The organism is Pseudoalteromonas sp. Cn5-37, assembly GCF_021532495.1.
Lineage (GTDB): Bacteria > Pseudomonadota > Gammaproteobacteria > Enterobacterales > Alteromonadaceae > Pseudoalteromonas > Pseudoalteromonas simplex.
In genome coordinates this window covers 645,988-658,974 of record NZ_JAKGBA010000001.1, presented here as the reverse complement: position 1 = coordinate 658,974, position 12,987 = coordinate 645,988, and the positions used below count along the sequence as shown (strand labels likewise).

13 protein-coding genes are annotated in these 12,987 nt (G+C 43.0%); 11 read left to right on the top strand and 2 right to left on the bottom strand.

Annotated features, from left to right (window positions below):
* Positions 1-15: 15 nt before the first annotated feature.
* The 4 genes from L1266_RS02950 to L1266_RS02935 all read left to right on the top strand — a co-directional run bounded on the left by L1266_RS02950 (position 16) and on the right by L1266_RS02935 (position 3,989).
* Positions 16-600, top strand: a complete 585-nt coding sequence (locus L1266_RS02950) for a GNAT family N-acetyltransferase (protein ID WP_187490770.1) — start codon at positions 16-18, stop codon at positions 598-600.
* On the top strand, positions 594-1,328 hold the full coding sequence (locus L1266_RS02945; RefSeq protein ID WP_187490771.1) for an alpha/beta hydrolase: 735 nt from the start codon (positions 594-596) through the stop codon (positions 1,326-1,328). Before L1266_RS02950 ends, L1266_RS02945 begins: the two co-directional genes overlap by 7 nt.
* Before the next feature lie 168 nt (positions 1,329-1,496).
* A complete protein-coding gene (locus tag L1266_RS02940) occupies positions 1,497-2,339 on the top strand; it encodes an isopenicillin N synthase family dioxygenase (RefSeq protein WP_235376821.1) in 843 nt (280 codons plus the stop codon).
* Between the two features lie 201 nt (positions 2,340-2,540).
* Positions 2,541-3,989: a DEAD/DEAH box helicase gene (locus L1266_RS02935; protein WP_235376820.1), complete on the top strand. Its 1,449-nt coding sequence runs from the start codon at positions 2,541-2,543 to the stop codon at positions 3,987-3,989.
* 52 nt (positions 3,990-4,041) lie between these two features.
* Here the strand turns inward: L1266_RS02935 and L1266_RS02930 are convergent, their stop codons facing one another.
* Together L1266_RS02930 and L1266_RS02925 are read right to left on the bottom strand one after the other, a co-directional pair.
* On the bottom strand, positions 4,042-4,794 hold the full coding sequence (locus L1266_RS02930) for a DUF3307 domain-containing protein (protein WP_235376819.1): 753 nt from the start codon (positions 4,792-4,794) through the stop codon (positions 4,042-4,044).
* Positions 4,791-5,405 carry a hypothetical protein gene (locus tag L1266_RS02925; RefSeq protein ID WP_235376818.1) on the bottom strand — a complete coding sequence of 205 codons (615 nt, stop codon included), beginning with the start codon at positions 5,403-5,405 and terminating at the stop codon, positions 4,791-4,793. Before L1266_RS02925 ends, L1266_RS02930 begins: the two co-directional genes overlap by 4 nt.
* 155 nt (positions 5,406-5,560) lie before the next feature.
* Between L1266_RS02925 and L1266_RS02920 the strand changes: the two genes are divergently transcribed.
* The 7 genes from L1266_RS02920 to L1266_RS02890 all read left to right on the top strand — a co-directional run bounded on the left by L1266_RS02920 (position 5,561) and on the right by L1266_RS02890 (position 12,881).
* Positions 5,561-6,055 (top strand): LabA-like NYN domain-containing protein, encoded by a 495-nt coding sequence (locus L1266_RS02920; protein WP_054551576.1) that lies wholly within the window; start codon positions 5,561-5,563, stop codon positions 6,053-6,055.
* 370 nt (positions 6,056-6,425) lie between these two features.
* The gene (nagK, locus tag L1266_RS02915; RefSeq protein WP_119852015.1) at positions 6,426-7,340 is read left to right on the top strand and encodes an N-acetylglucosamine kinase; all 915 of its coding nucleotides are present in this window, start codon (positions 6,426-6,428) and stop codon (positions 7,338-7,340) included.
* A complete protein-coding gene (gene nagA, locus L1266_RS02910) occupies positions 7,340-8,452 on the top strand; it encodes an N-acetylglucosamine-6-phosphate deacetylase (protein ID WP_235376817.1) in 1,113 nt (370 codons plus the stop codon). Before nagK ends, nagA begins: the two co-directional genes overlap by 1 nt.
* 63 nt (positions 8,453-8,515) lie before the next feature.
* Complete coding sequence (gene nagX, locus L1266_RS02905) at positions 8,516-9,646, top strand: transmembrane glucosamine N-acetyltransferase NagX (RefSeq protein WP_235376815.1); 1,131 nt, start codon at positions 8,516-8,518, stop codon at positions 9,644-9,646.
* 210 nt (positions 9,647-9,856) lie between these two features.
* Positions 9,857-10,651: a glucosamine-6-phosphate deaminase gene (gene nagB / locus L1266_RS02900; RefSeq protein WP_063705946.1), complete on the top strand. Its 795-nt coding sequence runs from the start codon at positions 9,857-9,859 to the stop codon at positions 10,649-10,651.
* A gap of 114 nt (positions 10,652-10,765) precedes the next feature.
* Complete coding sequence (nudC, locus tag L1266_RS02895) at positions 10,766-11,683, top strand: NAD(+) diphosphatase (RefSeq protein ID WP_138601666.1); 918 nt, start codon at positions 10,766-10,768, stop codon at positions 11,681-11,683.
* 19 nt (positions 11,684-11,702) lie between these two features.
* Complete coding sequence (locus L1266_RS02890; protein ID WP_235376814.1) at positions 11,703-12,881, top strand: cystathionine beta-lyase; 1,179 nt, start codon at positions 11,703-11,705, stop codon at positions 12,879-12,881.
* The last annotated feature ends 106 nt before the right edge of the window (positions 12,882-12,987 follow it).

Below are 12,987 nucleotides of genomic sequence, written 5' to 3'. Positions count from 1 at the left end.
AGGTTAAGGAAAGTTATGGATTTAAGCCCCATCACCTTAGAAGGTCAATTTGTTAAATTAGTGCCGTTAACGCTTGAGCACCGTGATGCTTTAGTAAACGCCGCTTCAGATGGAAAGCTTTGGGAGCTTTGGTTTACCTCAGTGCCCAATGAAGAACGTGTTGACGATTATTTAAATATGGCGTTTGAACAACAGTCACTTGGTCGCGCAATACCATTTGCTGTCATCGATAAACACACCGATGAGGTGATAGGCTCAACTCGCTTTTGTAATATCGACAGTAAAAACCGCCGTTTAGAAATTGGCTATACCTGGTATGCCAAGCGTTTTCAGCGTACTGGAGTTAATACTGAATGTAAAAAACTGCTACTGAGTTATGCATTTGAAACACTTAATGTGATTGCTGTTGAGTTTCGTACCCATTGGCATAACCAGGCTTCGCGCAATGCCATTGCTCGCTTAGGAGCGAAACAAGATGGGGTGCTTCGTAATCACCAAATTATGGCCGATGGATGCGTACGCGACACCGTGGTGTTTTCAATTATTGATGGTGAGTGGCCGATGGTTAAACGTAGCTTAGAATTCAAATTAGCATGTTAAATATTAAAAAGCCGGCGCTATTGCTCGCTTTAACGCTTTGCGGGCAAACAGCCTTTGCAAATCAAACAGAGACACTGTTTGATACTGAGCGGGCACGCCATATTCCGGTGACCATTACAACAGCCGATAGCAAATGCACGATAAAGAAGAAATGCCCCGTGGCGTTTATTGGGGCAGGCTATGGTATGGCACATACAGACTATCAATTTGCCCAGCAGGCCTTTCATCAGCATGGTTACTTAACGGTTGAAGTGGCTCATGAGTTAAAAGGCGATCCGAGTTTAAACCCTGAGCCACCCTACATGACCACCCGTATGGAAAACTGGCACCGCGGTGTACAAACCCTTGAGTTTTTAGCCGTAGAACTTGCAAAGCGATACCCTGCGTATGACTTTAATCAGCTCACTTTATTTGGGCACTCAAATGGCGGTGATATTGCAGCGTTATATGCCGCTATTTATCCTGCTAAGGTGGCTAAGCTGATCACCCTTGATCATCGTCGGATGCTGACCCCAAGAAACAAAAATATTGCTGTACTGACACTACGCGGTAGCGATTACCCAGCAGATGACAACGTATTGCTAACGCCGCAAGAACTTGCTATGTACCCAGTGACGCAAATTAAGCTTAAAGATTCGCGCCATAACGATATGTATGATGGTGGCCCAAAAGCGCTTGTAGAACGAATGAGTAAAGAGCTCAACGCATTTTTACTTGCTAATAAATAGCAAATGATTTGTTGCTTGATCTGTATCAAAGTTAAGGAGCTAAGCAAGGTGGAGCGGACATAAGTCCTTATGTTTTTACCTGTGTTTCTCTATCCTCGCGAAGCGCTATAATGAAGAAATGCTATGCTTAGCACAGACTTCTTGAACCTTATTCACTGGAAAAGACAAATGCAACATTTACCTACCGTTGATTATAAAGTGAGCGATGCGGCCGCTCAATTTGTTGAGTCACTAAGAAACACAGGTTTCGGTGTACTAAAAAATCACCCAATCCCTCAGTCATTAGTTGAGTCTATTTACAAAAATTGGCAAGAATTCTTTAATTCTGAGCAAAAGCACGAGTTTTTATTTTCAAAAGAAACACAAGATGGTTACTTCCCACCATCAGTGTCAGAAGTTGCAAAAGGCTTTACCGTTAAAGATATTAAAGAGTACTACCACGTTTATCCAAAAGGCCGCGTTCCAGCACAGCTAGAAGAAGAAATCCGTGAGTACTACCGTTTAGCGAATGAGTTTGCAGCAACATTATTAAGCTGGGTTCAAGCTGAAGCACCAGAAGAGGTGCGCGCTAAGTTCTCTATCGACCTTAAAGATATGATTGCTAACTCTGAGCAAACACTTCTGCGTATTCTTCATTACCCACCAATGACAGGTGATGAAGAGCCAGGTGCAATCCGTGCAGCAGCGCATGGCGACATCAATCTACTAACTGTATTACCTGCGGCGAATGAGCCAGGTTTACAAGTACAAAAAACAGATGGTGGTTGGTTAGACGTACCATGTGATTTTGGTAACCTGATCATCAATATTGGTGACATGTTACAAGAAGCGTCAGGTGGTTACTTTCCATCAACGATTCACCGTGTGATCAACCCAACGGGTAAAGCGTCAACGAAATCACGTATTTCGTTACCACTATTCTTACACCCGCGTCCTGATGTTGTGCTTTCTGAGCGCTACACAGCAGACAGCTACTTACAAGAGCGTTTACGCGAACTTGGTGTCAAGTAAAGATTGGTTATACCCGAACCACCTTGAGGTGATTTGGGTATATAAGACAAAGCGGCATTTGAGCCGCTTTTTTTATGCCTGAAATTTGTCTGCTAATCAGCATTAAATGTTAGTTTGCAAATAATTCCATGCATTATTGACTATCCTAGGTATAATGCGCGCACTTCGCCGAATCGGCTGAAATTTTTAAAGAGAGATAGTATGAGTTTTGATGGGTTAGGTTTATCACCAGCTTTAGTAAATGCAGTTTTAGAAAAGGGCTATGAAGCACCTACGCCTATTCAATCACAAGCTATCCCTGCGATCATTGAAGGCCGTGATGTTATGGCCGCAGCGCAAACTGGCACAGGTAAAACTGCAGGTTTTACGCTGCCGTTAATTGAGCGTTTGTCAAAAGGCCCTAAAGCGGGTGGCAACAAAGTACGTGCATTAGTATTGGCACCAACCCGTGAGCTGGCTTTACAAGTAAGCGAAAATGTTGAGCAATATGCTAAGCATTCAAATGTTAGCTCATTTGTTGTTTATGGCGGCGTTAAAATTAACCCGCAAATGATGCGCCTTCGTAAAGGTGTTGATATTTTAGTAGCCACACCTGGTCGTTTATTAGACCTACACAATCAAAATGCTGTTAAGTTTGATGATTTAGAAGTGCTGATCCTTGATGAAGCCGACCGTATGCTTGATATGGGCTTTATTCATGACATCAAACGTATCATTGCTAAATTGCCTGCTAAACGTCAAAACCTGATGTTCTCAGCGACTTTCTCTGATGAAATTCGTGAACTTGCAAAAGGGCTCATTAACGACCCCGTTGAAATTTCAGTCGCGGCAAAAAACACCACAGCTAAAACGGTTGCTCAATCTGTTTATGCGGTAGATAAATCACGTAAAACAGCATTGCTTAGCCACTTGATCCGTACTAATGATTGGCAACAAGTATTAGTATTTTGCCGTACCAAGCATGGTGCAAACCGTTTAGTTAAGCAGCTTGAACGCGATGATATTGTCGGCGCTGCGATTCATGGTAATAAATCGCAAGGCGCTCGTGTTAAAGCACTCGAAGGCTTTAAATCCGGTGAAGTGCGCGTACTAGTTGCAACTGATATCGTTGCCCGTGGTCTTGATATTGTTGAGCTACCGCACGTTGTTAACTACGATTTACCGAATATTTATGAAGATTACGTACACCGTATTGGCCGTACAGGCCGAGCGGGTGCATCGGGCCATGCTATTTCGTTTGTAACAGTAGATGATGCCGACGATTTATATGGTATTGAGCGATTTATTGGTGAGCTTATTCCGCGTGCAACCGAAGCAGGCTTTGAGCCAAGCAAACCAGTTGCTGAAAGGCCACTAGATACGCGTCCAATCAAGCCGAAAAAACCAAAGAAACCGAAAAAGCCAAAAGCACCAGCTCAAGATGGTCAAGGTGCAGCAAAACCTGCACAAAAGCCAAACCCTAAATCGCAAAAGCGACCTTCACAAGGTAAGTGGCAGGGTAAGGGTAAAGAGCAGGGCCAAAACCAAAAAGGCGCTAACAACGGGAAAAAATCGAATAGCACTAAACCAGCAGGTAATAAACCTGCGGGTAATCGCCAGCGTGTATCGGGGCCATCTCGCCCAAGACGTAAACCCGCTGCGGATAGTTAATAGCAGTTAAAACAAAAAACGCGCAATTGCGCGTTTTTGTTTTTCTAAGCGATTAAACGAGTTTAATGCAATATAAGGTAGCGACACCAATAAAGAGTGTCACGGTGACACTTAATAAAGTGCCCAGCATGACATACTCAGTGAGTTGTTTTTCGCTACTTTCTTTTAAATCACCAAATCGAAAGATAGACTTGGCCGCTAGCAGAAAGCCCACGCCGCCGTATTCACCTAACAAGATAAAGCTCAACATTAACACTCGCTCGAGCAAGCCAATAAAATGCCCCGCGGCAGGAATACTGCCTTCATTGTTTATCTGAATATTGATTTTCTCTAGCATCATGCGGATAAACACAGAGCTTGGGTTAAGCACCAATAAATAAGCTGCAATAACAAACAAGGTATCGAGGGCAATCAGCTTTTGCCACGCTAAGCTATAAAATTCATTCTTATCACTAAGCCAAATGCTTAGCATTACAATCACAACAAGATGCGCCAACTGGTCGAGTAAAAACGGCACTACGCCTTTACTTGAATATGACTTTGCCAAGTCAATGACATAGTGGCTTAGCATAATTGCAACCGTTGCTAACAATACACGAGAGAACTCTTGCCAGCCGTAAGTGTATTCCCACAGTGTTAGCACTGCTAAAGAGGTCACGCCGTGTGTTAATACGTGCAAATAGAGTTTACTGGCACGAAAATGACGGTTGTTTCTGTCGTGTACCCAGCTCATTGGCTGCCAATAAAAGTCTGCAAGTAAGTGGCCCAATACTAATGCGGTGAGTAATAGAGCAAAACTGGTCATAACAATCCTTGGAGTGTGGTTTGGCTGTAATTTATAAAACGTTCGATAAGTTGATAATGCGCTAGGTTGAGTAACTTAGTGACATTCTCTCGGCTAGTATTAAGCTCTTTGGCAAGCTCTGCATGGCTGTTGTTCTCAGCGGTTAAATAATAAAACAGGGCATTGGCCTGCTTTTGACTCATTTTTTCAAGCAGGACTTCAACAAGCGCAATATTAAGCGCAAAGGCTTCTTCAAGGGTGTTATTTTCAATATTTAACACTAAGCGTTGTTGGCTCATGTTATCTAAACCACGGCCAGATAAAGTATAAGCACTACCTGTGGCTGTTTTAATATCGGCGCGGGGGTTATCGAGTGAGCCAATAGCCAAGCTTTGTCGCAGCTCATAATTGGCTGCCTTCATTTGCAAATACAACAAGATGGCTGCATGACATACAAGCTCAGGCTCTGTTAGCTGTACTTGCAATGCATCGCCACGGTAAATGGTAAAGCTTGCATTAAAGCGCTTAGCAACAAAGCGCAAGCTTTGATCAAGCTGATAAAGCATGGCGTCGTATTCTTGCTGTGGAATTTTTTGTGATTTAATTAAATCACCGCTGATCACCGCAATCATTATGATCCCTTAGATTAAGTAACTTAATTTAGTTACATCGCAATAAGTAACCAAATTTGGTTACTTTGTTTTATGTAACCAATTTAGGTTACTTTTTCGTAAATATCAACCTAGATATGCTACAGTGAACACAAATCACTAAAAACAGAAAATTTATGTCAGCAGTTGATAAGCCAAAAGTCGGTATCTTTGTAGATGTACAAAACATTTATTACACCTGTAGAGAAAGCTACAAGAAAAACTTTGACTACAATGCCTTTTGGGCACAAATGAGCGAACTCTACCAAATTGATTGCGCCATTGCGTATGCAATATATCGTGGCGATGAAAAGCAATCGCAGTTTCAAAATATTCTGCGCGCAATTGGCTTTGAGGTAAAACTGAAACCTTTTATTCAGCGCAAAGATGGCAGTGCGAAAGGGGATTGGGATGTTGGCATTACCATTGACATGCTAGAGCATGCTAAGCAGCTCGATAAAATGGTATTACTTTCGGGTGATGGTGATTTTGCATTATTACTTGGTCACTTAGCGAATAAGTATCAGCTACCGTGTGATGTCTATGGGGCAGAGCACCTCACCGCTGATATTTTAAAGCAATCTGCTGCTGAATTTCATTGTATTGACGATTCACTGCTACTATCAAGGTGAAAAAATATTCCTATAAAAATAAAATGTTTAACTAAAGTATTATTTCAGCTAAGCTAACATTAGCTACACTTGATGATAAATAAAGGAATAGTCACGCACAACGCACTAAATTATGCAAAAAAGCATAAATAAAGGTGTTATAGGACATTGTTGATGTGGTTTCTAATTTTCTTGTCTGTTAAATAAAGCGTTTTAATTCAATTAATTAAAAATAAATATGAAAGTTATACGAATTTTTATAAAAAATATAATGACAACGCTGTCATTTGTTGTGTAACATTAAATCAACAAAGGTTGAGATGATTTCGCATTCTGATAAGAAAAATAATGCGATTTAGACAAAAACTAAACGAAGGCTAGGGGTCGTTAAATGATGGCGAAGAGTGTGAATGAGGACCAATTGTTTATTGGTATTGATGGTGGCGGAACGAAATGTCGAGCAACTATCTACTCTGTTAAACAAGGTGTATTAGGAACTGGCCTAGGTGGTCCTGCAAATCCATTACATGGTTTGGAACGTACTCTCGAATCAATTATGGTCTCAACACAATTAGCACTTCGTGATGCGGGTTTACCGCTTGAAACCGTTCATCAGCTTTATGCCGGCTTAGGTTTAGCAGGTGTAAACCTGCCAAGTTTGTACGACAAGATTATGGAATGGGAGCATCCATTCAAACAAATGTTCCTCACCACCGACTTACATACAGCCTGTATCGGTGCACACGAAGGGAGTGATGGTGCGGTGATCATCACAGGCACTGGCTCATGTGGTTTCTCATGTGTAAATGGTCGCACAACTAACTTTGGTGGTCATGGCTTTGCCTTAGGTGATAAAGGCAGCGGCGCCTGGATGGGTCTTGAAGCAATAAAAGCGACCTTGTTAGACCTTGATGGCCTAGGCGAAGCAACAAACCTAACTAACGTGATCACCGAGCATTTTGCAGCTGACAATGCGATGGCAATTGTTGAACAAATGTCTGGTCAGCCTTCGAGTAGTTTTGCCAAATTAGCCCGTTATGTATTTGAAGCAGCCAATAATAATGACAAAGTTGCTATCTCCATTGTGAAAGAAGGGGCTGATTACGTTAGTAAATTAGCGCAGCGCTTATTAGAGAATAACCCGCCACGGTTATCTATGATTGGCGGTTTAGCCGAGCCATTAAATAAGTGGCTTGCAGAAGATATTGCGAAACGCGTTGAATCTCCTATTCAACCACCGGAAATGGGCGCGGTGTATTTTGCTCAGCAATCTGTCCTTGAACAAAACCAAGAGGTAAGTTTGTAATGACGATTTATCATGCAAGTTCATTGTTTACCGGTGACGAATTTTTATCTGATGTGTATTTTAGCGTCGATAACGGTGTGTTCAAGCGTGTGGAAGCAGATGCTAATGCCGTTGCATTAACGGGGTTAGTGGCCCCCGGTTTTATTGATGTACAAGTGAATGGCGGTGGCGGGGCGTTTTTTAACGCTGAACAAACGCCAGATTGCTTAGATAGAATAGCCAAAGCACATGGTCAGTTTGGTTCAACAGCGATTATGCCAACCCTGATCACTGACCAAGTCGAAGTCATGGCAAAAGCGGCCGATGCAACTGCACAAGCAATTGCTGAAGGTGTTCCGGGCGTAATGGGTGTGCACTTCGAAGGACCGCACCTTTCATTGCCGAAAAAAGGCACCCACAGCGAGCAATTTATTCGCCCTATTACAGAGCAAGAATTTGCAATTTATGCCCGCCAAGACTTAGGCATTAAAATGGTTACCTTAGCACCTGAGAATGTCAGTGCTGATGATATCGCGCGCTTGGTTGAGTGTGGTGTAAAAGTATCAATTGGCCACACCAATGCAGACTTTGCGACCACAAATGCAGCACTTGCTGCAGGGGCAGATGGTTTTACCCACTTATTTAATGCTATGTCAGCATTTACATCGCGAGAGCCTGGTGTTGTGGGTGCTGCACTTTGGGATGATAACAGCTGGTGCGGTTTAATTGTTGATGGTCACCATGTACACCCATCATCAGCTAAATTAGCAATTCGCAGCAAACAGCGCGGAAAAATTATGTTAGTCACAGATGCAATGCCACCTGTGGGGACTGATGATATGGAGTTTGATTTCTTTGATGGCCGTAAAGTTATTCGTACTGGCGATAGATTAAATTCAACGACCGGTGAATTAGCAGGCAGCGTACTTGATATGGCAAGTGCGGTGCGCAACACAGTGAACACATTGGATGTTAGCCTTGCTGAGAGCTTACGTATGGCATCACTTTATCCTGCACAATATTTAGGTTTACATAAAAAAGGTCGCTTACTGAACGGGTTTGACGCTGACTTTGTAGTGTTAGACGCACAGCAAAATGTACAAGCCACCTTTATTGCTGGAAAAGCGCTATAACAAGCTTCCCTGGTAAAAACCCCGCCGTTGTATCGCGGGGCTTTTTCTATTTAAGGTAATACAATGACAACAACACAACCAACAAGAAAACGTTTGGCATCGCTGGATGCACTGCGCGGCATGGATATGTTTTGGATATTAGGCGGACAGTCACTATTCGCAGCGCTCTTCGTTTTAACTGGCTGGACTGGCTGGAAAGTTTTTGAAGCACACACAGTGCACAGCGTTTGGCATGGCTTCACATTTTACGATCTGATTTTCCCATTGTTTATATTCTTATCGGGTGTTGCGATGGGGTTAGCCCCGAAACGCATTGACCATTTACCGTTTGATGAGCGCAAAGTGTATTACCGTAAGGCGGGTAAACGTCTTTTACTATTGTGTTTATTGGGTATTTTGTATAACCACGGCTGGGGCACAGGGATGCCGATGGCGTTAGATGAAATTCGCTATGCCAGTGTGCTTGGCCGCATCGCTATTGCGTGGTTCTTCTGTGCAATGTTGGTTTGGCATACTGGTTTACGAACACAAATTATTACCGCTGCGGCTATTTTAGTGGGGTATTGGTTACTACTTTGTTTTGTTCCAGTGCCGGGTGGCAGTGCTGGTGACCTTTCAGCAGCAGGGAGTTGGAATGCATGGTTTGATGCACACTTACTGCCGGGGATTAGTTATCAAAACCGTGTAGTAGACCCAGAAGGTGTGTTGTCGAATATCCCTGCGATAGTTAATGCATTAATGGGCGTGTTTGCAGGTCAATTAGTGGCACGTGCTCAGCAAATTGGCGAGTGGAAAATGACCGCCTTATTGTTCGCCGCAGGTGTGGTAAGTGTATGCTTAGGCTGGTTATGGGATTTACAGTTCCCAGTAAATAAAGAACTTTGGACCAGCTCATTTGTGCTTGTGACCGTTGGCTGGAGTGCCATATTGCTCGCCGTATTTTATGCACTGGTTGATATTTTACCGGGGCAACGCGCTGCGTATCCATTTGTGATCATAGGTGCAAACTCGATTATTATTTATTTAGCGTCAAGTCTAGTGAATTGGGGTTATGTAAGCCAAAGCGTATTTGGTGGGGTGGTTCGAGCTGTGCCAGAGGCATGGCAACCCCTGATGGCGGTGATTGCGTTATTAGCAGTACAAATGCTGGTATTGCATTGGATGTATCGTCGTAAGATCTTTGTTAGTGTTTGATAATTATTAAACACTAACAGAAAGAGTAATTTTTTATTCACTTTTACTTTACAAAGATAAAACTAGAAGTGATAATGACAGCGTTGTCATAATGGTTGTAGCTACTGCATCGTATCCTGGCAGTGGTTTGATCTAAAACCCAGCTCGATTGCACGTGGGGTTGGGTTTTAGGTCCCATTTTTTTCCAACTTATAATTAGAGCTAATCGATATGCAAATAGTGATTCTTGATGATGCAGCCCAAGTTGCAGCGTATGGTGCCAACATCTTTGCTAAACAATTACTAAAAAAACCAGCCTCGGTACTCGGTCTTGCCACAGGTTCAACACCTGTTGCTTTGTACCAACAACTGATCGAAAAAAATAAAGCTGGCGATATTTCGTTTAGCCAAGCGACAACATTTAACTTAGACGAATACTTAGGTTTAACTGGCGAGCATCCTCAAAGTTACCGTTACTTTATGAATGAGCAGCTGTTTAACCATGTTGATATCGACAAACAAAACACCCATGTACCGCCGGGTGATGCAGTAAATCCGCTTGTTGCTTGTACTGAATATGAGCAAAAAATCACAGCGGCTGGTGGTGTTGACGTACAACTACTTGGTATTGGCCGTAATGGTCACATCGGTTTTAACGAACCTTCATCAGGTTTGACATCACGCACCCGTGTAAAAACACTGACGAAAGCGACGATTGAAGACAATGCACGATTTTTTGCAGAAGGCGAATATCAACCGCATTTATCAATCACTATGGGCATTGGCACTATTTTAGAAGCCAAAAAAGTTGTGCTTTTAGCAACGGGTGCAAGTAAAGCGGATGCCGTTCATGCCATGGTAGAAGGCCCGTTAATGGCTAAATGCCCAGCTTCAGCACTGCAACTTCATAAAGATGCGGTGATCATCATTGATAAAGCTGCCGCGAGTAAATTAGAAGATTTAGAGTTCTATCAGCATATTGAAGCTGAGAACCAAAAACTACAAGCGCATCTAGCGACCTTGTAAAATTGTGAGAGAGAATAAAAAAGCCCAGTTTGGGCTTTTTTTATGCCTGTAATAAATTGGGTTTATTATCCGCTTATGGTAGTTTTAGCGAGTAAACTATTTTCAAGGAACGCCATGCTGAATTACTCTCAAATGCCATTGGATCGTGCATCAAATCGCCGTAAAGATCCAAAGTGGTTAAAGGCTCAAATGAATTCTCAGAGTCGCTGGTTATTGGTCAATAACAATCAAAGTTTATTTGTTAAAGACAGTCCTGAAGTGTGTTATTTACGCTTATCTCAAGTGGATCATCTCGATTTATCAAAAGGCATTTTATTGGGTTTAGACGACGATGATGTGGCGCATTTTGCTTTAGATGTCAGCCATGTTCCAGACTCACTCATTGAGCCTATGCTTAATGGCGCTGAATTTGTTGATATTCGCAAGTTAGGCCCACAAGTTGAGCTAAAACAAGGCTCGATTGCCGCACTGGCAAGGGGCTTGTGTTTTTGGCACGCAACGCACCGTTTTTGTGGTCGTTGTGGTCATGAAAATAACATGGTTGAAGCAGGGCATTCACGTTTATGTGAGAACCAAACTTGCCAGCATCAAACTTTTCCGCGAACTGATCCTGCGGTGATTATGATCGTGACTAAAACCTTTTCAGATGGAGTTGAGCGCTGCTTACTAGGCCGTCAAGCAAGCTGGCCTGACGGTGTTTTTTCAACTCTTGCTGGTTTTGTTGACCCAGGTGAAACACTAGAGCAGGCCGTTGCCCGCGAAGTCATGGAAGAAGCCGGTGTTGCGGTGACAGATATTCAATATATCGCTTCACAGCCTTGGCCATTTCCATCATCAATCATGTTTGGCTTTATGGCCACAGCGGTTTCAGAAGATATTCAGGTAGATAAAGACGAGTTAGACGATGCAAGATGGTTTAGCCGTGCTGAACTTAATGAATTTGGCCAATGGCATGAGCAGGGCAGCCACCTTAAACTAACCCGACAAGATTCTATTTCTCGATTTTTGGTTGAGCACTGGCGCAACCTGTAAAGCACAGCTTGGACAAATTATGACAAAGACAAATAAAAATACCCAAATCGTCTCTGCAGGGCGTAAAAAAGCATATACACAAGGGGTTGTGAACCCTGTGGTGCAACGTGCATCAACAGTGGTATTCGATTCAGTGGCTGATTTAAAAGCAGCGGCGAAGAAACGAGGCGACAAAACGTTATTTTATGGCCGTCGCGGTACGACGACACATTTTGCTCTGCAAGAAGCGATTGCTGAACTTGAAGGCGGCGAAGGCTGTGCGCTCTATCCATCAGGTGCGGCTGCAATAAGCAATGCGCTGCTATCGTTTGTAAAAACAGGCGATCATATTTTAATGGTGGATACCGCTTACGAGCCAACCCGTGATTTTTGCGACAAAATACTGGCTGGATTAGGTATTGAAACAACCTATTACCCACCGGGAATTGGCGCAGGAATTAGTGAGCTTATTAAAGATAACACTCGCGTATTGTTTTTAGAATCTCCTGGCTCAATCACTATGGAAGTGCAAGATGTGCCAGCCATGGTTGCTAAGGCTAATGAGCGCGGTGTAATGACCATGCTAGATAACACCTGGGGTAATGGTCTGCATTTTAGACCGCTTGAGCATGGCGTTGATATTAGTATTCAAGCAGCGACAAAATACATCGTTGGTCACTCTGATGTGATGATGGGTGTGGCGGTCGCTAATAAAAAGTATTGGCCAACCCTTCGAGAAAATTCATACCTACTAGGGCAATGCACCTCTGCTGATGATGCTTATTTAGCGCTACGTGGTCTGCGTACTATGGCTGTGCGTTTAAAACAGCATGAACAAGCCGCCATCGAAGTAGCTAAATGGCTTGAAACACACCCACTGGTTGATCATATTCGCCATCCTGCTTTTGCAACGTGCCCGGGTCATGAGTTCTTTAAACGAGACTTTGATGGCAGCAACGGCTTATTTTCATTTGTAATGAAGCAGGGTAATCAACAAGCAATTGATGCGTTTTTAGATAGCCTGCACCATTTTAAAATGGGCTTTTCTTGGGGCGGCTATGAGAGCTTGGTCACGGCAAACCTCAGCATGAAAGGGCTTCGTTCTGAAACAGGTTGGTCACAAGGCCCGGTAATAAGGCTACACATTGGTCTTGAAGATGTGGCTGATTTACTTGCCGATCTTGACCAAGCGCTTGCAGTGTACGAAAGCCGCCTCTAGGTTAAAAGTTTATACTTTGTTACATAAGACCCGCTTGTCGGGTCTTTTTTTTCTGGTAATTCAAGCTGTTTCAACTTAGTGTAATTCTAATAATAAAATTCATTAA